Source organism: Glutamicibacter protophormiae (genome assembly GCF_016894325.1).
GTDB classification, from domain to species: domain Bacteria; phylum Actinomycetota; class Actinomycetes; order Actinomycetales; family Micrococcaceae; genus Glutamicibacter; species Glutamicibacter protophormiae.
Genome location: NZ_CP069806.1, coordinates 1549257 through 1575888, shown reverse-complemented (window position 1 = coordinate 1575888; position 26632 = coordinate 1549257). Strand labels below are relative to the sequence as shown.

The window sequence follows — 26632 nt, the reverse complement described above, 5'->3', positions numbered from 1 at the left end:
GAAGCCCGTTATGTTGTTGACAGTCCCTAAACAGAGGATCGTAGGGACTGTCGGCCGACCAGCCTCGGCATGGTGTCTTGCCCCTGCTTATCCAATGATCCGGGGGCCACTGATGCTGGGAAGGCAGCAGGGTGATTGCTGATGAGGGGCGCGGCACCAAAAAATGGATGCCTGTCGTCACGTGGATGTAAGACTTTGCTACCGACGGTTGGTCGACCGTGAACAAAAAACGAGTTCAAAAGAGCACCAGTCATGAAAACCGACGACATCCAGATCTTCCTCGGCCTCGACGTCGGAAAGACCGACCACTGGGGCTGCGCCCTCACCGCAGACGGCACCAAAATCTGGAACAAAACCCTGCCCAACGACGAAGCCAAACTCACCAAGGTCTACCAGGATCTCAGCGCCCAAGGCGCCGTACTGGCGGTCGTGGACCAGCCAGCCACCATCGGCGCACTGGCCGTCGCGGTCGCCCAGCACCTCGGCATCACCGTGGCCTACCTGCCCGGGCTGACCATGCGACGCATCGCGGACATGTATCCGGGCACGGCCACAACCGACGAAAAGGACTCGTTCATCATCGCTGACGCGGCCCGCACCATGCCGCATACCCTGCGCAGCCTAAAGGTCTCGGACGAGGAAGAAACGGCCTTGGGCATGCTCACCGGCTTCGACCTGGATCTCTCCCGCCAGATCACCCAGACCAGCAACCGGATCCGCGGGCTCTTCACCCAAATCCACCCCTGCCTGGAGCGGGCGGTCGGTCCGTGGCTGGAGCATGATGCGGTGCTCGAAGTCCTCGCCGCCTGGCCCACTCCTGCCCAGTTGCGGCGTGCCGGTAAGGCCAGGATCGATGCGAAGTTGGAGAAGCACGGTGCCCGCCGGCACACCGCCTGGGCCGGCGCCATCCTGGACGCGGTGGATGAGCAAACAGTGGTCGTGGTTGGCACCGCGGCCGCCGGGCTGGTCATTCCCCACCTGGCCCGGCAGCTAATCGCCCTGCATGCCCAGCAGGCCGACGTGGCCACGCATCTTGAAGCCATGGTGGAAGCCCACCCTCTTTGCCTGGTCCTGATTTGCATGCCCGGGGTTGCGGTCAGGACCACTGCGATCTTCATTGCCGAGACCTCCGGCAACACCTTCGTCGGCGCCCCAGCGCTAGCTGTACTGTCCAGGCAGGTTAGTTAGGCGACTGATGGGTGGAATGTTCCCCATCGCGGTATGGGGCCAGTGGTGATTGCACTCATTAATCCACCCCGGCAGAGCTTCCCTGCGCGCGGATTCACCGTCATAGAACCTGGCATACGCCCACCCATCATTCAGCGTCCGATGGAACCGCTCGACCTTGCCATTGATCTGCGGCCGATAGGGCCGGATCCACTTCGGCGCCACACCCAACTGTTGACAGGCATCACGCCAGGCATGGGAGCGGTAGGCCGAGCCGTTATCGCTGAGCACGTTCTCGATGGTGATCTGCCGGGCTGCGAACCATTGCACCGCGCGCTGGAGCACACCGTTGGCGGTGACCGCCTTTTCGTCCTGGTGGATCTCGGCATAGGCGATACACGAGTAGTCATCGATCACGGTATGCACGAACGCCGTGCCCAGCCGCGGGTGTCCGCTGGAGGTCCGCTTCCCGGTGCGGTTCGCGGTGAGCCTCGAATTGCGTCCCCGGCTTGCCGTCCCAGGAACCGGTGTCCGCCGCCGCCGGAGATGCTGCCGAATTTGGTGACATCCACGTCGATCATGGCCCCGGGATAGGGATGTTCGTAGCGGCGGATCCTCTCGCCGGTGACCCGGTCGATATAGCGCAGCCGGTTGATCCGGCACCGCACCAGGACCGCGTGCACGGTCGAAGCGGCCAGCTGCAGCCGATAGGCGATCAGCACCGGTCCCAGGCGCTTGCGCCAGCGCAGGGCCACGATGTTCTTCACCACCGAGGTGGCGGTGCGGTTCGGGCTGGTATGCGGCCGGTTGGAGTTGTCGTTCATTCCCGTCGGGCCGTGCTCGCGGTAGCGCAGTTCCCACCGTCTGGCGGTGGGCCAGGAAACCATGAACAGCTTGGCTGCGGCGGCGACGCTCCATCCTTCCTCGACGATGAGCCGGGCTAGTCGCAAACGTGCTTTGGGGGTCAGTGCTGCGTTAGCGTGGGACATGAAGGTCTCCTGTGTGTGAAGCGGTTTCTTAGACAGCTCCACTCCACCTCAGGAGGCCTTCGTCATCCCATCAATTCAGATCGTGTCGTCGCAGGAATTCAACCAACATCCCTGGACGGTACAACTAGATTGTTTTAATAGTCATAAGCAGCTCTGCGTTTCACAGGTCCGGTGTGTGCCACTCAGTGGTGCACACAGGACTTCCAACGGCGCGAAGCACTGAGTTAGCTTCGATATGAACGCACCTTTCCGCTAAACTTTGCCTTATCTGTTCGAGCCTCTCCGAATTTGGAGAGAAGTCCATAGAAGTCCATAAAGCGGTAAAAACCGCAGAAACTCAAAGAATCTCGGAAACAAAAGACTTCAGACTAATGATGAAACTCTTGACAGAGCTCACCAGCAGGTACAGTTGAGAAAATGAAACTTCGTCATGATCTGTGACACCACATAAGTGTAAGCGTGCTCAAAACAGATTTATCAACCTAGCGCAATAAAGGAACGGAACGACAGGTGCAATATAATTTCCAAGACTCAAACCTTCTGCGAAATCAAATCCTTAAGAATATTATCTCAAGTAGCAACGACTCATTTGAGGTATTATCCGAAGGCAAGAGCGATGCTATCTTAAAAATAAATGAGGTAAAGATTCGATTTACATTTCTCATTGATGAAGAATACATACGAATATTGATGAGTTCAAAAGAGCGCGAATCATCGAGACATCTTCGAAATATCGCCGCTCCGGTTAGCTGGATAAAAAGATCGTCATCCAACTCGTATGTTATATTGAGCGAAAGAAATGTTACGCCTAATCTAGCCGAAGAAATTAATCGACGAATTAATTTCATAATCGAAAGGTCACAGTCTTATTCAGTAGCATCCCCTCAAGGCTCGCTTGACGGTCTGCTGCCGATGTATTGGTGGGATAAAATGTCCAATTTTGGCGACGAAGCTGGCCCTTGGATTGCTTCGAAAATTAGCGGTTCACCAGTCGTAAACATGCGCAACAGCAGTATGAATGTACCAACGCTTATGTCTGTCGGATCAGTCTTTGCACAAATAGAAAATGAAAAAACGGAAGTGTGGGGATCCGGCCTCATCTCCCCCTTGTCTGAAGGCCAGGTCAGAAAGCTTAGGTCATTCGGAGAAATTAAAATTCACGCCCTCCGAGGGAAAGTCAGCGCGAAAGAGATTGAAGAAAAACTTGGCTGGAGAACACCGTCAATATTTGGAGATCCGGCGCTTTTAGTGCCAAAATATTTGCAAACCGTCGAAGACAAGACTCTCAACGATAAAATAGGGTTTGTTCCACACTACGCTCATGAATTCTTAAGAATTAAAAAAGACTCTACAATTCACGCAATTGACGTCACGAAAGATTTAGAATCAGTAGCCCAGGAAATATCGCAAGTCAAATGTATAGTATCGACATCTCTACATGGAATAATTCTGGCTCAAGCCTTCGAGATCCCGTGGGTTTGGTTGCGAATTACCGATAAACCACTTAAAGGCGATGATTTCAAGTTTCAAGATTTCTTTTCCACGCTAGCAGGAAGAAATCCATCAATACACGAATCAACGTCAACCGATCTACAGGAAATCAAAAATATAAGCAAAGAGGCGTCATTGCCGAAGCTTAACATCAACTTGGAAAATCTAGAGAAATCTTTCCCACATCATTTAGTTCCCAATGTTGAAACTGCGGATATATTTGGACAGATAGGAAATGTGTCATCAAATATGAAAAAATGGTCTATCGAATTACTCAAAATGCAAAAGTTTTCAAAACGAGTGAAGAATCTAATTTTCAGTAGCCATAATTTCCATAAAGATTCGTTGAATATTTTACGATCAATCAACTCCTCAATCGGGATTACTTCAAAAGAAGTTGCAAAGCTGCGTGAAGAGAATCAGATCGCTCGGAAAGAGCTACGCACACTTCGAAATGAAGTTTCGTCTACCAAATCTATTGTCGATTCGGTGAGAAAACATGTGCAATCTAATCTATACCAAGAAATCAGAGAAACTCTAGGAGGACGGCAAAAGTCTGCCATAGAGACGATAAATTTTCTAGCAATGAATAATGTGTCATTTGCTCGCTTCGGTGATGGCGAGTTCCGTCTAATGGGTCATGCTGACCAAGATATTTCATTCCAAAATAACTCTGATGAATTGCGTCAGCAGCTAATAAATGTCGTCAACTCCAAGGACGAAAACCTTCTGATAGGTTTTCCGCAAATATATCAAGATACAAATTGGTCATCTTTGTGGGCCGAAATATGGAATGATGTAAAACATCTTGTCCCTAAGGATCGAATATGGGGAAATGCCCATGTCACGCGACCATTTGTTTTTAAGAAGTATGGCTCAGAGGCAGTCGATGCTTGGCGCAGCGTTTGGGAGAACAAATCGATTTGCGTCATAACGGGGAAGTCGTCGAGATTTGAACTCATCCCGGATCTTTTCGACAACGTCTCGTCGGTAAGTCGGCTTGATTCAGTTGACATGGACGCTTTCCATGATATCGAGAGAATTGTTGCTCATGCGGAATTGATGGAAGTCGATATTTTCGTAATCGCGCTTGGTCCAGCTGGGACGGTTCTGGCATATGAACTTGCTAAACGCGGTATTCGAGGACTTGATATTGGCCATCTGTCGGATAGCTATCTGAATGTTTTTCATAATGCAAAACGCCCCGAGTCAAAACCCTTGTCGAAATAGCGTAGATGACTTTTTTGTTTCATTTTTTGTTAGATTAAATACTTCTAATACTTCCTGCTTATAAACAGCTAAACAATACCACCTTAGTTTGCCTTTCGCGCAAAAAATTGAAAATATTAGTTGCATAATGCCTAATTCGGATTTCGCGAATTCAGACAAAATTAGAAGTATCTGTTTCTCTCGGTGTTTATGACTGAATCTTAAACCTCGTCCCAAGCTGTCCGTGGCTTTCGGCGAGATCTCAGTGCCAAACGGCGCCGATTAGCCCGGCGCATTGATCATGAATTCAAAGACTACCGAGACTCGGGAATTTCCGGGTCTCGGTGGCCTTTGACATTTTGGGCATACCGATGCTAACCCGGGTGTTTCATGACGGTTGCAGTCATTTACAGCCAAATAGGGTTTTTGGTAGTGATGTTCTGCCAAATACGTTTAGTCGGTACCACGAGTCCGGCCAGTCGGTGTGAAATTTCGTGACTTCGTGGACACTGAAACTCAGCACTTCGTGGACAGTGGATCTCATGACTTTGTAATCAAGTAGGCGGGGGTGTTTCGCCCCGAGCTTGTCAGAGTGTTTGTGTAAGCCCCTAGTCACGTCGGTTATTCAGGGCTTCGTAACACTCACTTCAAATACGGCTCGATGCGCTCCGGATAGGCCATGGCCAGCTGCTGCAACGCCTGCTTCCAGCCATTCGTCCCGGCCCCTTCCACCAGATGCGACCCGGCGCCGGCCCGTGGGGTGCGGCCCTTCTTCTGCGCATCCTTGAACCGCTCCCTGGCCCGCTTGTCCTCAATAGTGCAGATCGCCAGCCACAGCATCTTCACCGCCGCCGCATCGGACGGGAAGTGCCCCCGGGACTTGGTGACCTTGCGCAGCTGGTAGTTCATTGACTCAATCGCATTCGTCGTGTAAATGACCTTGCGCAGCTCGGGGCCGAACTCCAGGAACGGGGTGAAGCGTTCCCACGCGTTGCGCCACGTGGCCACCGCCGACGGATACTTCGCCCCCAGCGCACTGGCCTCGAAATCATCCAACGCCTTCGCGGCTGATTCGATGCTCGGGGCCGTGTAAATGCTCTTCAACTGGGCGCTGACCGCCTTGCGGTCACCATAGGAAACGAACCGGTTCGCCGCCCGGATCAGGTGCACCACACAGGTCTGCACAGTCGCTTTCGCCCACGTTGCTAAATAGCGTCAGTGGGTAGTGCCGTTCCGACGACCTGGTAGTGCCGTTCCGGATACACGGTAGTGTCTGGGACTCTTTCGTGATGGGCTGACCTGATCGTTGCACAATTCCGTGCGACGATCAGTTCAGAGGAGAACGATCTTGGTGGATTACCAGGCCATCATGTCCTTGCTGTCCAAGGGCAGAACCTAGAGCGAGATCACTGCTTCGGTGTGATGCTCGCATCGCGACGTCGCTTCAGCCAAGCACACCACGGCTTCGGCCAGCATCGTGCCGCAGCGGTTTGTCAACGCTAGCTGAAAATTGACCCCCTACCGCCAATCGAAAATTGACCCCTCCCCACCCAATTTCTTCTATGCCTGCTCAGCGTTGCTCAGCAGATCCCGACGGTTCTTCACCCGGTACGAATCACCAGACAACGACAACACCTCCGCATGATGAACCAAACGATCAATCATCGCCGAGGCAACAACATCATCACCAAAGACCTCACCCCACCGGCCAAAAGGCATATTCGAGGTCACCAGCACCGACCCCTGCTCATAGCGATGAGCAATCAGCTGAAACAGCAAATTCGCGGCCTCCGCATCAAACGGCAGGTAACCCACCTCGTCGATGATCAGCAACTTGTACCGCTTCAGGCGCCGCAGCTCATCGTTCAATTTCCCTGCCTGATGCGCTGCGGCCAGCCGTTGCACCCAGCCCGCAGCTGTCTCAAAAAGCGTCGGGTACCCCTGCTGGCAGGCTTTGACCCCCAGCGCGATGCCCAGATGGGTTTTCCCCACCCCGGGAGGCCCGAGCAGAATCACGTTCTCGGCCTTCGGGACGAACGTGGTCGTGGCCAGATGCGCCAGCACATCACGACGTAGCGAGGGCTGGAAATCACAGTTGAAATCCTCCACCGTCTTCATCGAGGGAAAATGCGCCCCGGCAATCCGCAACGCGGTGCCGCTGGCCTCCCGATCCGCGACCTGACGCTGGAGCACCGCGGCCAGATACTCCTCATGAGACCATCCCTCATCGCGCGCTTGATCGGCCAGCTGCTTCCACGTCCTGCGGATCGTGGGCATCTTGATGGCCCTGGCCAAATGCTCAATCGTTGCTTCCAAAGAACTCATTGCGGCTCTCCTAGAAAGTCCTGGCCGTCCAGGCCGAAGATTTTGTCGTAGTCGGATAGTTCGCGTGACTCAACCACCGGTTCGTTCACGTGGCTGGTGGTAGTACGGCGGATCTTGTTGAACGCCGAACGCAGCGTTGCAGCGACCTGCACATGGTCCGGGTCGGTAATGACCTGGTGCTTGGCCCAGCACCGCGGATGATCAGCCACCACCTGCTGATCGCAGACCCCGATGACCCGATCCATGGTGAGGGTGAAATCAACAAGCCGGCCAATCATCGAAGGGTCCACCGAGTAGTCATTGCGGTCCAGCCTCACGTAGTAGTCCCTGCTCAGCCGCACCCGATGGGTAAACCCGGTGGCCGGAGGCAGCGGCGGCAGGGCCGTCATCGCGGCCAGGTCCGTCGGGAGCCTGTCCAGGGGGCGGCCCTGGATTGAGCGGACCGTGCGCGCATTGGCTTTCGGCAGCCACCCGGACAGCTGCTGGTTGAAATCCTGCGGGGAGTTGAACTTCCTTCCCGGGAGGAAGGAGGTTTCAAAGAACTGGTTGTTGCGTTCTGTTTGCCCCTTGAACTCAGGATCCCGCGGCGGGGCCAGGAGGATCCTGGTCGCCAGCGTCCCGGCAAACGCCGCGGCGATTTCGGTGACTTTTCCCTTGCCGCCGATGGCTGACTCACGGTCCCAGATCAGTGTTTTGGGAACCGCGCCGGCCTTGTTGATCAAGCTCCACATTCCCGCAGTCAGGTCAGGGCCCTGCCGGCTGGGCAGCATCAGCGCGTCGAGCACCCTGGAATAGGACAGCGTCATCACCAACACCGGCAGCATCATCGACTGCCCGAACCCGACGGGAATACGCGGCTCGGGGAACCAAAGGTCCATTTGCGCCGCCTGACCTGGTTCGTGGACCAACCGGTCCGCGGGGTCCACGCTGGTGTATTCCGGTCGGATCAGTGCGACCCGGTTCTTCAGGGTGGAGATCGAATTCGTCCATCCGATCCGTTCGGCGATGACGGTTGCCGGCATGCGCGGGTATTCGCGCAGCAGCTTGCGGATCTCCGGTTCAAAATCATCGGCGATGGAACCACGCGCCGCCCGCTGGTATTTCGGCGGCTCGGTGGCTGCCAAGGCTGAGCGTACGGTATTGCGTGCGATGCCAAGGCGCCGCGAGATCTCTTTGATTGGCACGCCTTCTGCTCGATGCAGTCGACGGATCTCTGCCCACTGTTCCACATTGATCACTCCCTCAGAATGACTGTTGAATGGACCGGGTGGGGTCAATTTTCAAAAGTCGTTCAAGGGTCAGTATTCAGTTAGCGTTGACACGGTTGGCCACTCTCAGCGCCACCGACGCCGAAGACCTGTTCCCGGATCAGCACAAAGCGGTATCCGGGCAGCATGCGGACCCGCAGTTCGCCCAGATCGTCGAGCAGATGAAGCACAATAGGTTCTTCACCCTGCAGCAAAGCTGGGTCAATCAGGTTCATCCCGGGCTTTCCCTCTCATAGAGTAGTGGCTCCGAACCCGCCGCCAGGGTTTGAGCAACTATGAAGTGATCGTCCGGCACTACCAACCAACCAGAATCGCGCTACCGCATTCACGGAATTCAACCTACCAAGTCGCCGGAACATCACTACCAAGAGGCCCTATTTGGCACCCACGTCGCTTCGATTGCCTCCGGGAAGCCAGTGAGCCCGTCGCAGCAGGCAATCAGGACATCCTTGACTCCGCGGTTAGCCAACTGCGCGCAGACCTGGGCCCAGAATTTCGCACCCTCGTTCTCCGTGACCCACAGGCCCAGCACATGCTTGACGCCTTCCACAGTCACGCCGATGGCCATATGCGCGGCCTTGTTCCGCACCTGGTGCCCGTCACGGACCTTGACCACCAGCGCATCCAGATAGAGGATCGGGTAGAACTCTTCCAACGGGCGTTCCTGCCAGGCGGCAACCTCGTCGAGCACTTCGTCGGTGATCTTGCTGATCGTGTCGTGGGACAGCTGGGTGCCGATGGTGGTTTCCAGGTGGTAGGCGATATCCCGCACCGTCATGCCGCCGGCGTAGAGGGAGATGATCATTTCATCCAGGCCGCCGGTGCGGCGCGAGCCCTTGGGCACCAGCGTCGGGGCGAAGGTGCCGGCCCGGTCCCTGGGGATCTGCAGGTCAATATCCCCGGCCACCGTGGACACGGTCTTCGGATAGGAACCGTTGCGGGAGTTCGGCAGGAACCGGCCGTGGGCCTCGCCTTGCTCGTAGCCCAGATGGCTGCTCAGCTCGGATTTCAGGCCGCGTTCGAGGCCGGCACGGATGATCTGTTGGATAAACCCGTCTTTGCCGTCGAGCTGGATTTCTCCGCGGTCGATGAAGCCCATGACCTCGTCGAAGGCCCCGGAGTCCTTGACGGCGTCCATGGATCCGAGGGCAGCGATCTTCTCGGCGATGTCGGAGGCGTTTTTCCTAGTCTCTTTCTATCAATTGACTAGGGCTCTTACACGATCAACCTGACAGGCTCCACTCTCTACTTCGAGCCGTGAATACTGATCCCCAAACTATTTTTGCAGATAATTATTTGAACATGTTCCGCTTTTGAGCGCGGGCTAAGAATACGAGATGACACGCGGGCAGCCCTCGTTCATACCGATGGTACAGAAATTCTCGTCAAGCTCCGGCGTTGTGCGTTCGGACCATTCAGCTTCCGTTTTTTCTTAACAAATATTTGATGGCAATTTGTAAATGGAATTGGCCAGCCCCATGCACTTTAGAGTTATGCGAGGTCACCACTTCTTTTCAAATCACCCGTTACGGACAGGGCGAGCTCAGCGCTGACCACCACCATGAGATTCGCCGCCGCACAGCCATTCGCCAGCGCCGTGGCCAAGAACCATATCATAGGATTCCTCATTTCCCTGACTTACCGACCTCTGCGACGCACCATCAACCGAGCCCAGAAACTCGACTACCGCGACTGCTATGAACACGCCATTCAAGTCGTCGTGCGTTGCGGCTACTTGCGCTCCCATGAACTGGATTCCATTCAGATCGGGGAGGGGCTCTGACTATGCAACGCAAGGATCCACAATAATCCCACGAGCACCAACACCGAAGCCAGGAAAGATAAGCTGAGCAAAAGGCAAACAGAGATCACCCGGCTGAAAAATCTGCTGGCAGCCAATGAATATAAACTCACTGCCACGCGGTCTGCAATGGAGAATAAGGGAAAATCACACATACTCATGAAGCAAATCAGAATAGGTTCGGTCTCCGAATGGCAGCTGGGGATCATTCCCATTATCAGTTTCGACGTCATTCGAAAACTATTGTGCTGAAGATTTCAGCTACTGTCATAACCTCGATATTTTCATCGTGGCATACACCTGCACATTGGTTAAAGAGTATTGACAAAAACCATTACTATAAAGCCAGCTCCAAACTACGACGATTGTAGATTGGAGCTGGCTTCTCTACTTAATTTATCAGCTTACTCAGATGTTAATCCGCAAGGTTGATCTCGCGAGCAACGCTCGCCCCAATCGCCGCACCCACAATGTCCAGCACGCCTTGCGGCAACGCGGAATCTATGTTAATGACGGCCAATGCCTCCGCGCGCGATTCATCTCGCGACACCTGCATACCGGCGATGTTGATACCCTGCTCACCCAACACGTTGCCCAAGGCACCGACGATGCCAGGACGGTCAGAGTAGCGGACAACAATCATGTGATCGGAGATCGGAATTTCGATTTCGTGCCCATTGATCCCAACGAGCTTCTCAATCTGCTTCGGACCAGTCAAGGTTCCCGCTACCGCCAGCTGGGCACCTTCATTGCTTGAGCCCTTGATGGTCAGCTGGTTTCGGTATTCAGGTGAATCAGTGGTCTTGATCAGACGCGTTGCCACACCGCGCTGCTCTGCCAGTACCGGGGCATTGACGTAGGAGACCTGGTCGGAAACTACATCCATGAAGACGCCCTTGAGCGCGGACAGTTCCAGAGCCTTGACATCCAACTCGGCAATTTCACCAGCGACAACCACGTCAATGCTGGTCAACGATCCGGTGGTCAGTGCGTTGAAGATGCGGCCAAGCTTCTCGATCAGCGGGATGCCCGGACGGACATTCTCGTCGATCACGCCGCCAGCGACGTTCACAGCGTCCGGCACGAGTTCACCAGCCAGAGCCAGGCGTACAGACTTCGCAACCGATACGCCGGCCTTTTCCTGGGCTTCGTCGGTAGATGCACCCAGGTGCGGGGTGACGGTGACGTTGTCGAATTCGAAGAACGGCAGGTCGGTGCTTGGCTCGCTGACGAAGACGTCAATACCGGCACCGGCAATCTCTTCGTTCTTGAGTGCTTCATACAACGCGTCCTCGTCAACTAGTCCACCACGGGCTACGTTGACTACGTAGGCGGTGTTCTTCATCTTGGAGAACGCATCCTTGCCGAGCATGCCCAAGGTTTCTGGGGTCTTCGGCATGTGGATGGTGATGAAGTCCGCTTGCGCCAGAAGCTCGTCAAGGGTCACCAAGGTTACTCCGAGCTGGGAGGCTCGTGCCGGAGTCACATACGGGTCATAGGCAATGATGTCCATCCCGAAGCCTTGCAGACGGGCTGCAACCAGTGCGCCGATGCGGCCCAGGCCGATGATTCCGGCTTTCTTCTCGAACAGTTCCACACCGGTGAACGAGCTGCGCTTCCATGCTCCACCCTTGAGCGAGGCATTTGCAGCCGGAATACGGCGAGCCAGCGATACGATGTGACCGACAGTGAGTTCGGCGGCCGAGATGATGTTCGAGGTCGGTGCGTTCACGACCATGACGCCGGCCTGGGTAGCCGCCTTGATGTCTACGTTGTCCAATCCGACTCCGGCACGGGCAATGACCTTCAGGTTCTTTGCCGCCGCGATGGCTTCGGCATCAACCTGGGTAGCCGAGCGGACGAGAATGGCATCGACATCGGCGATGGCTTCGAGCAGCTGGGAGCGGTCCGCTCCGTCGGTCTGACGAATTTCAAAGTCGGGACCGAGCGCCGCGACGGTTGCAGGCGAGAGCTGTTCGGCCAGAAGTACGATTGGTTTGTTGTCAGACACGGGTGTGGCACCTTTGCGATTTCATTGGGCTGGTGGCTTGCATGGAGCACTTCCTGAAAGAGCTCCGCTAATCAGACTAACCCGTCGCAAGAGGCGTTTTGCCTTGAATTCCCGCATGTTACGAAGCTAATCGTGAACTTTGTGAAAATTTTCACTTAGTGGCGGGACTTGAAAGTCCGGCGCGCTTGACGCATGGTCATTTTTGGACTTTGAAGAATTCTGCACGGCTACACGATGCGCCAAGAAGTGGTGGCCCCGCATTTCTGGGTAATGCGGAGCCACCATCTCTTGCTCCGGGGGAAACCAGCAAGAGCTCTCAGGAAAGTATTTGTTGAGTGATAGGAAATCAGTACGCTCCTTGCGGACGGATCATGGCTTTGAAGGTGTGCCACATGATGACCAGGTCACCAATGACAGACCAATTCTCCACGTAGTAAAGGTCAAGCCGAACGCTGTCTTCCCAGCTAAGGTCACTTCGACCATTGACCTGCCAGAGCCCGGTGAGGCCTGGCTTGATCAAGAGCCTGCGATAAATATGCCGCTCGTAAACGTCGACTTCGCTTCGTAATGGCGGGCGCGGGCCAACCAACGACATCTCTCCACGCAGAACGTTGTAAATCTGTGGCAATTCGTCTAGGGACATCTTGCGAAGCACCCTACCAATTTTTGTGACTCGGGGATCGGTCTTCAGTTTGAAGAGCGGCCCCGCTCCTTCGTTAGCATCCTGCAATTCCGTCAGCCGTTGCTCGGCATCAACAACCATGGTGCGGAATTTGTACATGACAAATTCCTTGCCATCTTTACCGACACGTGTTTGGCGAAAAATTACCGGACCTGGTGAATCCAGACGTACAGCTAACGCGAGTGCTCCGAAAAGTGGGGACAGAAGAATCAAAGCAGCGGCGGAAAGGATGACATCCAAGGCCCGCTTGATCCAGACTCTGGCGCCGGTAAATGCGGGTGGTTCGACATGCATCAGCGGTAGACCCTCAACTGGGCGAACTTTGATTCGTGGCCCAGCAACATTCGTAAGGCTCGATGCGAGGATCAATTCTGTTCCCGAGCTTTCAAGTTCCCAGCTCAACTGCTTGATCGAGTCTCCGCCTGCGTTCAGTGTCCCGGCGATCATGACGGCATCAGCATCGTGCAAGGCTAAGAGATCCTGCAAGTCCTCCACTTGATGGCTAACTGGTACGTCGCGCAAAGCTAGTGCCGAGCCGGTGTCTTCGATGGCCGCCACGACGGTATACATGGACGAAGTTTTTTTCTGAATCTGGTTGTCTATGTATTTTATGTCCTGGGCCGCACCGATGACCACGACACGAGACAGAGTAGAACCCTCCCTTGCCCTGGCGTGCAATATACGCCGTAGCACCCAACGGGCCACCAGCATAGCCAGCGTTCCGGGCAGAACACCGGCGAGGATTATCTCTCGCGGAATCATTCCGTCGGTCATAACAACTGCAATGGCCCCCAGACCTGCAGTTAGGACTCCTGCACCGAGCACTCGCTTGTATTCTTCCGACCCCACACCAAGCACTTGGTTTTCTCGGGCTCCCTTGAAATTCAATGCTAAGAACCAGACCAAAATGAAAGCGAGGCCCACAACCTCTGTCCCGATGGCTCGGCTGCCCGAGGCGGAGAGTAGTCCGGCAAGAACCCAACATGTGGCCAGCACAAAATCAGTCCCGGCGAGGAAAGCTATCCAGCGTCGCCGCCGTAGCTTTGCACTTGGAATCTTTGCCTGATTACTTGCTGACTGCACCGTCTGCCACGGCATTTTTACCGTCGTAGTATGCGATATCTCAGGTTCCCCAACCCAAGTAGCCATATTTTCCACTCCCCTGTGGATCGACTTTCTAAAAGTTCATCTCAGGTACGGGGGCGCACGAAACAATGGCGTTGGATAGCTCCTTGAACGGTTACCCCCAAAATAACCCGAACTCGACTTCATGTTATTAATCAGTTGGCTTAGGTTCACGAGTAGTTCATACGCAATTTGTCTAGGTTACTCGGGAAGCAATGCCCGCAGGCTACCTGCCTTACCGCTATGAATACCTATGGGCTACTCGTTCAGCTCTTGGCCCAAGTTCACCAGCTGCATGAGCTCCTTACGTTCCTCAACGCCCAACTTTCTGAAAGTTCGATAGACGTGGCCCTCGACAGTTCGAGTAGACAAGTTCATTGAGATCGAGATCTGCCGATTGCTCATTCCCGCAGCTACTTGTCGAGCAATTTCCAGTTCACGTTCTGAAAGCCCCCTGGCATTTAGGGCTTCGACGACGATTGGCACGTTTCGATTCTCCGGATGCTGTGCATAGAAATATCGTCGGGCACTGATCCTTTCCTGTTCGCCGGCCGAGGCGGAGAGTAGTACGCAGGCCCACGCAGTTGATTCAACAGCCGGGACGTCACTGTTCTGAGTTGATACCACGACCTTAAGCTGCTGTTCGTTGCCGCTAACCGCGGCATCGAGAATGAGTGCTTTCCCCAGATGCCTCCCGTAGGTCAGCCGCTTCCCCAAGTGAGCGACAGACCCTATAGCGGAATGGGCGGCCCTCCGCGCGTCGACCGAAAAGTTTCTATAGATATGCCACAGTCCTTGAAGCGCAATCTCCGGTTCCAACTCATAGGAAACTTGTTGGACCACCGATGCCAGTTCTGCAGGGTTCTGCTGGTGTTCGACCAAAGCGCGCAACCGTGAATGATTTCTGAACAGTGGTGGTTCCGACCCAAGGATGTCGTCCACCTTCCGAAGATGAATTTTGAAGCTAGAATCCCTCGCCAGTGCCGGCGACCGTAGCATTGCCTGAGTGGCACAGTAGTTGCTCAATTGCACGTTTCCGGAAATTGAGTAGTCGATTGACGCGTGTTTGAAGAGGATGTAGCTCTCCGAGATTCTGTTCTCATTATCTGCACGCATTGCCAAGAACATCGATTCGAGCGCAGAGATGGTGCGAACAGCAGCTACGCCACGATACTCCAGTATTCGCCCTGTCTGTGGGGTCCATGCTGCGTCTCGCTCAAGTGTGCTCGCAACGGTGACCGTTGCGAGCAACCGCATTTTCACCGCACCAGATGTGATGCTGTCGGCTCTGGTCAACGCACGTTGAACTGGCTCGTCGCTGAAATGCAGCAGTAACTGTTCTAAGCCGGCGATGACTGCACAAGTAAGCACGTCGTCTGCAACCCGATCATCGAGGAAGCCCAGCAAGTTTTCACGTCGTATTGCATCGTTTTCATTGGAGCTCAATAGCCCAGCCACACGGATCCTTTGGCCTATTTGCTCGCCATCCGCAGGACCAAGAATACTAACCATGGCATCCCAGCATTCGATAGCTCGTTCGACGTCCTTGGTTCCTGTACCAGCGAGAGTTAACACCGTCAACCAGATACTGCTCATCTGATTGAGTTCTCCGAGGCATAGTCCAGTCACGTCGGTATTCTCTAAGAGATGCAAGACTTCTACATGTCGTCCGCATTCTGCAGCAGCCCTCACAACTTGAAGTTCACGCTCTATCGATGCATCCTGACCGGTGTGTTCACGGTCCAGTTCTAGAGCGAGGAGGTAATCGCAGCGGTCATTTGCTTGTTCAATTGCTGCTGTCAGTACCGCTTCGTCCATCGCAACGGCGATACTGGCACGCCACCAGGCACCCTGCCATATGTCGGGCTCGTTCAATAGTGTATTCCACCGGTTATACACGTGATGCGATTCCTTCTGCGGGCAAAACATCCTGATCGAATTCACGAGAATAGATGAACCCAGTCGAACTGTCCTCGAGGGGTCAATCACGATGACACCGCTGTTCAACAAAAAGTTGAAGGCTTCCGCATCTAACTGCTGGCATTGCAAGATGGGAATCCCGCCGGAGAGTCCGGCACCGATGAGAAGTTCGCGATCTTTTACGCTGAGCCCTGAAATCATCAACCAAGCTTGTTCAAGCAACGACTCATCATTTTCCAGAATCTCTGCATCAACCGCCACCAGCCCAGCAATACTCGTATATCCTTCCTTGGCAATCAGACGCTCGATGCAAAGCGAAATCAGGTCATGGATCCCACCCGACGCGGAGTGGATGACCTCAATGCTCCCTCTGGTCAATTCCATGCCAAGAACGTCCTGAAGGTGTTGGGAGGTACGTAACAGCGGTAGAACTTGTAGCTCCAATACCGGGAGAGCTCCTAGAGCTTGAAGCGGTTCTAAATTCGCTAGATTATCGACTCTCTCCGAAAAGACCAAGACAAGCTCGGTTCCATGCCCTTGAACAATTTGGCATAGAACATAGGCCGATTCGGGGTCTAAGTACTGAGCATCGTCAACGATGAGAAGAGTTCTCTGGTTTGGTCCCCGTTTGTTCTGTTCAAACGCTTGTTCAACACAACGAATGACATCGATGTATCCATCGCTCTCGTACTGTCGGTCAAGGAGGGAAAGCAACGATCCAAAGGGTATGTTTTGGTGTTCCTTCCCTGCCCGAATGCGCATGGTCGCACGCCGACTTTCAGGATCCGCGGATAGCTGCTCCAGCGCGCTCATGAGATGGGCTACGCCAGACCCCAAATACCCTTGGACCGCGATGACTGGCAAGGTCAGTTCCTCGAGCTCGGCAAGCACTGTTTGAGCCTCGGGTACGCGCGTGGCATTGGACGAATGTGTATTCACTTCGCCGCTCCTTAACCCATCGAAGGGTCTATGAAAGTCGCGAGTTCACGGCGGCTGGACAGGCCAAGCTTAGCCAGAATTTGATAGACGTGCCCTTCCACCGTACGGACTGAGATTCTGCACTCCGTTGCAATCTCTCGATTCCGGCGTCCCGCCGCCGCCAACGCGGCAATCGTCCTTTCTCGTTTGGTCAGCGTTCTTGCCCAGGCGAAAAGATCGACGCTCGGCTCGCTCAACCCTTGGGCGAGAGCAGCCTCAGGTGAATCCGCTGGCTTCATGAGTGCACGGCGCACCCTAGATTTGTCGATCGTGGCTAGCCCTACCTGCCGGCTGGACCACGTTTCGAGTTGAAAGTAGAAACCCCGCTCGGCCAGATTGATCCGTGCTGCCATTTCTTGGCCCGTATCCGCTGAGTTCATCGCCTGCGATAGACAGGCCAAGGCTGCACGCGTTTCGGAAAAGTCATCACCAACGATTGAAGCGAATATGTCTGCAGAAAATTCTTCACCTGTGACGGTAGCGACTAACGAAAGGTCGATTGCTGTCAGCTGATCTCCAAGTATTAGCGCACTGTAACTGAGCTCCCGCAATGGGAGGCAACGCGGCATGGTTTCGGAAAACCGCATCAATGACCGACATGAAAGCTGAGCTACCTGCAAAGTCGCGTGGTTGACGATTGCCGGTCGGGTGAGCTGCTGGAGTTCAGCGCCCGCCCAGTGCTGCCCGTGACTCAGTGCAATGGTTGCTTCGGCACATCTGATCAACGGACCAGCACCCTTTGCCATTGGGCCGTCCTGAAGGACGCGAATCATCGATTGAAGGTAGTCATCGTCGTGTTGCTGCCCTGACCCTAGCGCATGTACCAGCGTGAAATACGTCGCGTAATGTTCAGCAGTTTCGTCAACGAGCGGGAGATTTCGCACATGGCCGCTGAAGGAAACGGCCACGGTATCCTCTTTCAACCTCGTGGCCAGCTCCATTGCAACGTAGGTAATAGGTGCCACAAGCAACCGGTGCCGAAGATCGAACTTGTTCTGGTTCAAAGTTTCGAATTGGTTTATGCTCCACGAAAGCAGACGTTTAGCCTCCGTATTCCGTCCAGTTTCAGAGAGTGCGTGAGCCACGCACAGCATGCCCAACAATCGCAGGGATTCATCAGACCACGAGGCATCAAGAAGTCCTAGGACTTCTTGATGGGAAAGCACCCATGGCCCTCCGCGGTCTAACGGCACTCCCCGCCGAATTTCGAGGTATCGAGTCAAGACTGTCGTTTGCAGGTGCAAACCACTACCGATGCAGGTACCGGTACGAGACACCTCCAGTGCGCGGATGGATCGATATGCACTGTCAAGATCGCCTACGGCTTCATGCGCTGCCCAGACTTCTCGAGCTTTTAGCTCCGCTTGACCTTGCGCGGATTGAGGGCACCCTCCTACGGACTTCAACGAGTCAAGCCTCGGCTGAACTGCTTCTAAGGGCTTCTTAGGCACCAAAGAAGCCATTTCGTGAACCCGGAAGTGTTGAACATTCGATTCCTCTTCGTGTTGGCCGCTCCCAGACAAATCAAATGCCACCGTACTGGTGAGGCGTCCACGGCTCCGCATGGACTTGCGAGGATTCGCGCGGTCCGTTGGTTGTTCTTGTCCCGCCCACTGCGTTTTCGCCTCGCGACTCTCAGAGATACGAATCATCCCCCCTACAGAACCAAGTGAGTCTCTCTCAGACTCAATGAGTTTTTGGTCAGCGCTAAGCTCCCACAGCGGACCTTCTTTGACTAGCATCCCCCTACGCAGGTCGGCTTTAATCTGCGTTTCCAGACACTTCAGTTCGCCACGGGTAGCCGTCCAATAGTGTGAAGCAACTGAAGGGGCAAATTCATGGCCCAGTCGTTTAATCAAATACTGATTGAACTGCGAACGAGTAAGAATCAGATTGCTCATCACGCTAAGCTGTCGTTTGTGTAACAAGCCATACACAGGATGCGGCAGGTCTTCTAGATGGCGAGCCAGTAGAATCATCCTGAGCAAACCAGCGCTAGCCAATTGCACCAGCATCTGGGCGCTGCGAGCATCAAGGAAATCTGCGTGGTCAATCACGATGACGGGAGGTTCCTGACATATTTTGCCTAGCTTCCGTTTGATGGCTAGAAACACAGCAACGTCAGAAGAAGTGTCAACGATTTCGGGGCCTCGCAGCAGATATAGCAACGCCCCGTAGTCTATTGCCCGCGAATACGAGCTGCACGAAATATCTAGGACCTTTGATGCCCCATAGCGCGAATGCAACAGAGTGCTGAGGTGCGCCCCATAGTCGGACTCGTCTCCACGTTGCACGACCGTGCCAAAGAGAGCCGGCGTTGCTATTGCACGCTCGATTTCTCTCCACAAACGATCATCATAAACACGCACATCGCCGACCTCAGCGGACGCTTCCAACAGACTCCCCAGAGCGTCGTATGTACGTGAAGGCTCCCCAAAATTCTTTCTGATTAACACGATATTCCCCCAAACAGCACTGCTGCCGTCACGGCTGTGAAGGATCTTCCCCAAGATCCCTACTCACAGTGAGTCCTTTCACCCTAGTTCGAGCACGCTTGAAAGTCCACCATTCGGCGAAACTCATTAAAAGTGCTCGCGAAACGGTATCCGTGCCTCAGCTAAAAAAATGCACGCCAAACCCTACCGCCGATCGAGTACTCCTGATGTTCTAGACCGATGGGATACGGGTTATCAATGAGCGCTCGAAAAGAGATCACACGTAAGGAAGCTCGGGCCAACGCCAAGGCCACCAAAAGGACAAAGGTGTCATCCTGGACCGGCTGGTCGCCGAGGTCGGCTGGTCCAGGGCCAACGCCCGCCGCCGCCTATCCGCAGCACTGAAGGCCCCGAAGAAGACCGAACCGGCCCGCCTGCGCAGGCGTCGGCCGCCGAAATACGGGTATGACACCCTCAAGGTTCTGATCCGCGTCTGGAACACCGCAGGCCAGCCCTGCGGTAAATACCTGGCCCCGATCATGGAACCGACCTTGAACAACATGGAACGCTTCGCCAGCTTCGGCCCCGAGGCCCGCCGATACACCCCTCACGTGCGCGAACAGCTGCTGGCCATGAGCCCGGCGACCATCGACCGGATTCTCAAACCCACCAAGGCGGCCATGGACCCGGTGGGTCAGTCCTCCACCAAGTCCCGCACCACCCGGCTGACCGAGTTGATCCCGTTGATGACCAGGGTTCCGGCACTCGACCAGCAGCCCGGGCTGATCGCCGTGGATACCGTGGCCCACTGCGGGCACACCCTCAAAGGTGAACATGCCTTCACCCTCACCGCCACGGACATATTCACCGGATGGACCGTGAACCGGACTATCAAGAACAAGGCCTCCAAATGGATCGTTGAGGCCTTCGACCACATCAGCAACCAGTTTCCCTACCCGATAGATCATCTTCACTCGGACAACGGCTCCGAATTCCTCAACGAGGGTTTGTACCAGTGGACGCAGCACCACGGGCTGGTACGTTCAAGGTCCCGGCCCAATCATTCGAACGATAACCCGTGGGCCGAGCAGAAGAATGCGGATGTGGTGCGGCGCAGTGCCTTCCGCTACCGGTATGACACGACCGCCGAGCTGGAACTGCTCAACGAGCTGTGGGAGGCGGTGAACCTGCGCAAGAACCTGTTCCTGCCCACGAAGAAAGCCGTCGGGTACCGGCGGACTACGTCGGGCCGGTACGTGCGCACCTATGACGCGCCGCGCACCCCGGCGCAACGCGTGCTGGACACCGGGATCCTGCTCCCGCCAGAACGGGCCGCACTACGGCGGCTGTATGAGACGGTGGATTTGGCCTCGCTGACCCGCAGGATCGGTGAGGTGCAGGCGCAGCTGATCCGGTGCGCGGCGGCGAAGAGCCGTTCCCAGGCATCGGGTGCCGCCTAAGTTTTGGCGTGCAGTTTTGGATGAGGCACGCAGAGAGATTTGGCTAGCATATTGACATGAGGCACTGTGCCATTGAGCCTTTCTAATGATTCTGAGATCTTTAAGCTATTCAGTCAAGATTCGATTTGAACATTCTTAAATTCCACCGGCAATCCGGCATTTATCAAAGCCAAAAGTGAAATAAATCCATGTAGGGATACTGGCGCCGTCAACTTCATGTTGCGCCCCTTACTCGGAAAACTGATCTCTAAGAAATCACCAGACATCTGCAGGTCCACCTGCAGCCATTCACTCGCATCGATTTGTCCGATGTGAATTGAATTTAACTTCAGTGGAGCCTCATCGGAAGCCTTCCACAGCGATACATCACCCGTTGATTCAATCTGCAGATGAATGCCCTGCTTTTGTGACGCCTCGAAAGCGCGATAGGGCCGATCGTCGAGCAGACCGAAAGCGAAACCAGCAATCCGCTTCTCATTCGTGGCTTCTGGCCACCGCAACTGGAAACGCACCGCTTTGGTCCCTTCAATAAGCGGTGAGAGCGATCCAAGCACATAGCTAGACTTTCGTATTCCGGAGAAACACAATGCTCCATCAGCCATGCGGAGCTCCGGTTGCGCGGTCCATGTCAACGCATCGGGCAGGTCCCCTGGAGAGCGAAGCCCTGAGCGGAAGGTATCCGTACTAATTGAGACATCGCGCGACGAGCGACTGATGTAGGGGTAACCGGAGGCCATCAGCCCCGCGATACCAGCGTTCAGCGTGCGTTCGCGTTGCCACAAGGTATGGATTTCCCAGCAGATCACTGGCTTGCCGAATGACGCAACCAAGGAAAGCTGCCCGTCGGAGGCGGAATCGTGGATTCCCAGTAGATCAAATCGTTCTTGAAGCTGGGGGATTAACTCGAAGGCTTCCGGTGCGAAATACCCCCAGGTTAAGTACCCCCGCTCATGGGCCAGCACATATCCCTCAGCGGTGCAGTTCTGTTTCCACACCATCCGCGAGGTTGCCGCTTCGACGCTGTCCATGAGATCAAGAAGGGAACTTGTGTTCTGTCCCGTCTTGTCCTCGATGAAGAGGAAGACATTACGGGGAATCCGGTCCAGCACATCCTGAAGCCGAGGGATCGGTTCGGTACCGGCACGTGGTCCAAGCCACTCCCGAGCGTCGTTGCGGATCATGTCTAGCTCTGCATAAGTCAGGTCCGCGATATTCTTGTCCACACCGGTCATGCGCCGCAGGTTCGCATCATGGTGGCAGATAAACACCCCATCGAGCGTACGGTGAACGGAAATCTCGATAGCTCTCGCTCCGGCCTCAACAGAATTCTGGTAGGCGGCCAGCGTGTGCTCAGTCCAAGTGTCTCCAGACCCTCGATGTGCGATGACGAAGCTTTCCTCATTAACAAAGTCTTGAACCGTTTTTGCTTGGTCCGTATTGCGAAACAGCGGTGCGGCCGGACTGCATCCGGCCAACACCACCGTCCCGACAAGCCCCAGAAAGGCTCTTCTGGTGTAATTCAGCGCTTCTACTTTCCGATTCTCCATGACCACCCCAGACTTGGAAACGGATGTGAACGGTTTTATCTCACTCAGGCCTCACGACCAGTAGGTCATCGAGGGAACCGACGATCGGCGCATTGGTCGTGCTTCCGGACAAATACATACGAAGGCCCAGTCCCGCGGCGTTTTGCAGCGACGCGGTGGAGTCCTGAACAGAGAGTTGCCAGGCCGAAGGCTCGGCGGCTCCGTCTTTCCAGATCTTCGCACTCAGTGTCGTGGGGCTGGCACCGACCGCGGAAACCTTGAGATTCAGCTTCTGTCCTGCCTGATATCCCAAGGAAGACATGGAAGTCGAGGTCAGAATACTTTCGGTGCCATCAACTGACCTGCACAGGAAAAGCGTCACGCCTCCTGAACTGGACATCTGTATCTTGAGCGCGTACTGGTTGGCGTTGCTGAGATAGCGCGGCGACAACCAGACATAGACTCCTGAACCCGTCGGTTGCTTGTCCAGAGAAAGACTCACCGAGGCCTCTGCATCCAATAAGTTCACAGTGGGCAGGTACACAGCGGGCCCCGATCCAGCGTTGGCCGCCAGGATCTTTCCCTCTCCACCTGTGACGAATGCGGTAGAGGCAGCCCCTGTGCGGCTCCATGGCCCACCGATATCAGCCGTGCCCCAACCTCCGGTTGCATTGCGTTCGAATGCGTCCTTGGCTAAAGGACCGGCAGGCGCGTTCACGGTGATCGTGTCGGAGACGGAATCACTGGCGCCATCCGGGTCTTCCACCGTAAGCGTCACTTCGTAATCTCCGGCTTCAGCATAGTCATGCTCAACCGATGATCCGCTGCCGTTGATAGTTCCGTCGCCGAAGTCCCACGAGTAGCTCAATTCATCATCGTCAGGATCGGTGCTTCCTGTCGCATCCAGCGTGACCGACAGGTCTTTGATCTCCGCGAAGAAAGATGCCTCCGGCGCCCGGTTGGGCACTGGCGGGTCCGTCACAGTCACCTGCTTCGTTGCCGTCTTGCTGGCTCCGGCATTGTCAGTGACCGTCAGCGTGACCGTGTAGTCACCTGCCACATCATAGCTGTGCTCAGCGCTGATTGAGCTGCTTGTACCCCCATCACCGAAGTCCCAGGCATATGAAACAATGCTTCCGTCTGGGTCTTCTGAGGCAGCAGCATCCACGGTCAAGGTCAGGTCGCTGGCCTGTGTAGTGAACACCGCAGTCGGCGAAATATTGGCCGTGGCTCCGGTTCCGGCGCGATAGTGGTTCTCAATCACTGATTCCGGCAGCTGCTCGCCGTAAAGCGATACTTCATCAACTAATCCGGCGAATCCGGAGGACGGAGCCGAGGTCCAGCCGGACATCCGGTCGGAGCCTAGCCGCCAATAGCCGTCCAATTCGAGGGCCGATTTGGTCGAAGCACGCGAGGCAACCTCTTCGCCATCCACGTAAAGGCGCATACCATCGGGCCCCAGCGTCGAGACTACCTGATGCCATTTGTTATCCGTGTAGCTCTTGGATGAGCTAATCACTCGCTTGGTACCCCGTTCGGTGACTCCGAAGCTGATCCGTCCATTGTTATTGATATAGGTTACCCGGTCATGTTCAGTGGAGTTGCCGGTGATGGCGTTGCCGTAGCCGATCAAACGGCCGCGCTGCGTTGAGCTGGCTTTGAACCACAGTTCGCTACTGAATTCATTGGTTCGCACCGATCGCACCGGATTGCTCGCTGTTCCACTGCCCAGCTGCACTGCGGTGCCGTTGGCCCCGCTGATTGTCGGCCCCGCGACCAAGGTCGCATTGCCGGTCAAACTGAAGTCGGAATTACCGGCCAGGTCGGCAACGCCGGATCCGGTTGTGGGCTCAAGCGACCAATAATGTTCCGGATCGTCGGCATTGACGACCTGTGAGTATCCGCTTTGGGGCGTGGTGGTACCGGCAACAGTAATACTCACCGTTTGGCTTCTGGCTTCACGGCCGGTGGGATCCGCTGCAAAAATGCGATAACTATGGGTGCTTCCGGGCTGTAACCCTTTGTCGGTAAAGGACATTCCAGGGCGGGTCCAGAAGTTGGATGATTCCTCGAAAGTTGCCACAGGATTAGCGTTATTGCCGTCCCGAATGACTTTGTAGGTCAATTTTGAATCGTCTTGATCATAGGCAGCCTGCCACCTGACACGCACCTCACCGGCTGTGGACGAGGTGAGCGTCGGAACGAAGGCATCACCCTGGGGCTCGGGACCACGCAGATTAGGAGCCTTGTCGCTAACGGCAAAACGAACCAAACCTTGTTGATCCTTGTAATTGGCACGCAAGAACTCTCCACCGTAGACAACATAGTCGTCATTGCCGGCGACACTCCACGGACCTTGGTTCTGGCCGGTGTAGGTTCCAACGCTCAACGCAGGGAACCAGTTTTTCAGTTCCGGATGTGGCAGGCCTTCAAAGTTCGTGTATCCGTGGATCTCCCTGGTAATGGTTCCAGTGGCTTCCTTGCCGAAGACCATGGCACGCTGGTGACCCCAGGTAGTCTCCTGCGGAAATCCGCCGATATTTCCACAATAGTGCGGATGCCCGGCCATGTAGACCAATGAGTCGGTGGCAAACACGGAATAGGTATCGCCGTGGCAGTCTTCTAGCCATTTAGTATCTAGGTCATCCCAATTAATGGCAACAATTCCCTCAAGAGTCGCCGTACGCCCAAAGGTAAATCCTCCGGCGTAAAAGCTCGTAGAGTCGCTACTCAATGTAGTAATCGAGCCGTCACCACCCACACCGTTCCGCACGTAGGCCGAGGCAGGATATGGCAGTTTTTCGGTGGTGTCTGTACGCACCACCGCCAGTGCACTCGCATCGGAAGTAGTGCCATTGACCGAATTGAAATAGCCGCCAATGGCCAGCTTTTGCTCGTCTGGAGACAGAGCCAACGAGGTGACCTTACCTCCGGCCACCACCGGGCGGAAGGTCAACAACGCCGCGTCGCTCACACGAACTGCCGCGACTTGGTCACGCCAGGCGGCTCCTACACGGAAGAAAGATCCGCCGAAATACACCGTTGAATCCGTGGCGATCACTGAGTGGACGGTGTTGGAAGGCTGCGGATCGAATGAACTGATTCGCTGTCCGGTTTGCGGATCGAGGGCGACAAGGCGCAAGGCGCTCTGTCCGTTCATTGTGGTGAAATCGCCGCCTACGTAGAGCCTGCTTCCGTCCGGCGAAGCGGCAACGGTTAGTACTTGCCCATTGAACGAGGGTGCGAAACCTTCAATAAGTTCACCGGTAGTGATGTCGTAGGCCAGGAGATTATTGCGAGTGGTGGTCTGTGTTCCGGCCGCAGCGCCAGCAGGGCGCGCGTTGCTGAAGCTACCGCCGGCGAAAACAGTATTCCCGATGACGGCTTGCGACCAAACTACGCCATTAATTTGCACGGTTGGCAATGCATCGGCGGTAACCGTGGCCGGTTCTGCGGCATCGTCCGGATGTGATTCGGCTTGTGCCGCAACCGGTGAGATTAAAACCATCGTCAATACGAGTGCTACAGCGCTGGCATTGGCCATCCAAGATCTTGCGAGTCGACGCATCGGCTTGTCTTTCATGACTTTACTTCTCCCACGAGGATTTGAACTTCCGTTTCGTTACCCGAATTGAACTGGATCGTGACGGTTCCTGGTTCGTCGTTGGGAACGGAAAATAGATAGGTGCCCTCGACGGTTTCCCCCGATTTCACCGCAGCCGGAAGCGCAACAGAGCGTGAGTCCGTCAGGAGATTCGTCGGAGTGAGATCCTTGCCGACGTAGGCAGTGATCTCCATTCGCGACAGATCCAATTCGTCCTTTGACTCGTTGTCGATCCCAATTTCGAGCATCAGTGCCGGTCCTGCAATTTGGCCGATACCGTCGGCTTCAGCCTGTGTTAACTCCACACTCTTCAAGTGCATACTGGCCTTGGCACCGGCGGGAACTACCTCATCTAATCCAACCGCTTTAGCCTTAGGCGGTTCTTGGCGTGCTTGATCCGCATCTTCGGCAACCTCCAGAGCATTCTCAACCTTGGTCCAGGAGGATTTCGCATCCTCGGATACTCCCTGTGCTTCCGGAGAAGAATTCGTCGTCGGCTTGTTGTCGCCTTTTATGTCCTTTTTGGGCTCCGCGTTGGCAGTGCCGTCATCAGGTTCAGTGGCACGAGCAGAGCCCGAAACTTCCGGTATTACCGAAGGCGCCTCTGCCGTTGGTTCCACGGAAAGGCCTGAGCTTCCGGT

The 26632-nt window shown here is 55.1% G+C and carries 12 protein-coding genes and 4 pseudogenes; 3 read left to right on the top strand and 13 right to left on the bottom strand.

What is annotated here, in order from left to right:
• Positions 1 to 252: 252 nt before the first annotated feature.
• A pseudogene (locus JQN66_RS07325) lies at positions 253 to 1164 on the top strand (IS110 family transposase); the annotation flags it as partial.
• Here the strand turns inward: JQN66_RS07325 and JQN66_RS07320 are convergent.
• Positions 1159 to 2156: pseudogene (locus tag JQN66_RS07320) on the bottom strand (IS481 family transposase). The pseudogenes JQN66_RS07325 and JQN66_RS07320 overlap by 6 nt on opposite strands.
• 510 nt (positions 2157 to 2666) lie before the next feature.
• Between JQN66_RS07320 and JQN66_RS07315 the strand changes: the two are divergent.
• Positions 2667 to 4877, top strand: coding sequence for a GT-D fold domain-containing glycosyltransferase (locus JQN66_RS07315; RefSeq protein ID WP_204677218.1), 2211 nt, complete (start codon positions 2667 to 2669; stop codon positions 4875 to 4877).
• A gap of 621 nt (positions 4878 to 5498) precedes the next feature.
• Here JQN66_RS07315 and JQN66_RS07310 read toward each other — a convergent pair.
• From JQN66_RS07310 to JQN66_RS07270, 9 genes and pseudogenes are all read right to left on the bottom strand, one after another.
• Positions 5499 to 6062: pseudogene (locus tag JQN66_RS07310) on the bottom strand (transposase); the annotation flags it as partial.
• Between the two features lie 354 nt (positions 6063 to 6416).
• The gene (gene istB, locus JQN66_RS07305; protein WP_204676104.1) at positions 6417 to 7181 is read right to left on the bottom strand and encodes an IS21-like element helper ATPase IstB; all 765 of its coding nucleotides are present in this window, start codon (positions 7179 to 7181) and stop codon (positions 6417 to 6419) included.
• The gene (istA, locus tag JQN66_RS07300; protein WP_204676105.1) at positions 7178 to 8419 is read right to left on the bottom strand and encodes an IS21 family transposase; all 1242 of its coding nucleotides are present in this window, start codon (positions 8417 to 8419) and stop codon (positions 7178 to 7180) included. Before istA ends, istB begins: the two co-directional genes overlap by 4 nt.
• 71 nt (positions 8420 to 8490) lie before the next feature.
• A complete protein-coding gene (locus tag JQN66_RS07295; RefSeq protein ID WP_204677217.1) occupies positions 8491 to 8664 on the bottom strand; it encodes a hypothetical protein in 174 nt (57 codons plus the stop codon).
• A 170-nt stretch (positions 8665 to 8834) separates the two neighbouring features.
• Positions 8835 to 9587: pseudogene (locus JQN66_RS07290) on the bottom strand (IS256 family transposase); the annotation flags it as partial.
• Positions 9588 to 10665: 1078 nt separating this feature from the next.
• A complete protein-coding gene (serA, locus tag JQN66_RS07285) occupies positions 10666 to 12261 on the bottom strand; it encodes a phosphoglycerate dehydrogenase (RefSeq protein ID WP_204677216.1) in 1596 nt (531 codons plus the stop codon).
• Between the two features lie 346 nt (positions 12262 to 12607).
• Positions 12608 to 14092 (bottom strand): sugar transferase, encoded by a 1485-nt coding sequence (locus tag JQN66_RS07280; protein WP_204677215.1) that lies wholly within the window; start codon positions 14090 to 14092, stop codon positions 12608 to 12610.
• Between the two features lie 234 nt (positions 14093 to 14326).
• On the bottom strand, positions 14327 to 16927 hold the full coding sequence (locus JQN66_RS07275; protein ID WP_204677214.1) for a helix-turn-helix transcriptional regulator: 2601 nt from the start codon (positions 16925 to 16927) through the stop codon (positions 14327 to 14329).
• 11 nt (positions 16928 to 16938) lie between these two features.
• Positions 16939 to 19476, bottom strand: a complete 2538-nt coding sequence (locus JQN66_RS07270) for a response regulator transcription factor (protein ID WP_239464166.1) — start codon at positions 19474 to 19476, stop codon at positions 16939 to 16941.
• Positions 19477 to 19961: 485 nt separating this feature from the next.
• Here JQN66_RS07270 and JQN66_RS07265 point away from each other — a divergent pair, with 485 nt between their 5' ends.
• Positions 19962 to 20861 carry an integrase catalytic domain-containing protein gene (locus JQN66_RS07265; RefSeq protein ID WP_239464199.1) on the top strand — a complete coding sequence of 300 codons (900 nt, stop codon included), beginning with the start codon at positions 19962 to 19964 and terminating at the stop codon, positions 20859 to 20861.
• A 113-nt stretch (positions 20862 to 20974) separates the two neighbouring features.
• Here JQN66_RS07265 and JQN66_RS07260 read toward each other — a convergent pair whose 3' ends face one another.
• The 3 genes from JQN66_RS07260 to JQN66_RS07250 are packed head-to-tail and all read right to left on the bottom strand — an operon-like array spanning position 20975 to position 26611.
• Entirely contained in the window at positions 20975 to 22408 is a 1434-nt protein-coding gene (locus tag JQN66_RS07260) for a glycerophosphodiester phosphodiesterase (RefSeq protein ID WP_204677212.1), read from the bottom strand.
• A gap of 40 nt (positions 22409 to 22448) precedes the next feature.
• A complete protein-coding gene (locus JQN66_RS07255) occupies positions 22449 to 25970 on the bottom strand; it encodes a PKD domain-containing protein (RefSeq protein ID WP_204677211.1) in 3522 nt (1173 codons plus the stop codon).
• Positions 25967 to 26611 carry a hypothetical protein gene (locus JQN66_RS07250; protein WP_204677210.1) on the bottom strand — a complete coding sequence of 215 codons (645 nt, stop codon included), beginning with the start codon at positions 26609 to 26611 and terminating at the stop codon, positions 25967 to 25969. Before JQN66_RS07250 ends, JQN66_RS07255 begins: the two co-directional genes overlap by 4 nt.
• Between the last annotated feature and the right edge of the window lie 21 nt (positions 26612 to 26632).

Excerpts from the sequence above, each read along its gene's own strand:
- JQN66_RS07295 (WP_204677217.1), bottom strand. The coding sequence starts at position 8,664 with ATGAACCTGATTGACCCAGCTTTGCTGCAGGGTGAAGAACCTATTGTG.
- JQN66_RS07265 (WP_239464199.1), top strand. The coding sequence starts at position 19,962 with ATGGAACGCTTCGCCAGCTTCGGCCCCGAGGCCCGCCGATACACCCCT.
- JQN66_RS07280 (WP_204677215.1), bottom strand. The coding sequence starts at position 14,092 with ATGGCTACTTGGGTTGGGGAACCTGAGATATCGCATACTACGACGGTA.
- JQN66_RS07260 (WP_204677212.1), bottom strand. The coding sequence starts at position 22,408 with ATGGAGAATCGGAAAGTAGAAGCGCTGAATTACACCAGAAGAGCCTTT.
- JQN66_RS07255 (WP_204677211.1), bottom strand. The coding sequence starts at position 25,970 with ATGAAAGACAAGCCGATGCGTCGACTCGCAAGATCTTGGATGGCCAAT.
- istB (WP_204676104.1), bottom strand. The coding sequence starts at position 7,181 with ATGAGTTCTTTGGAAGCAACGATTGAGCATTTGGCCAGGGCCATCAAG.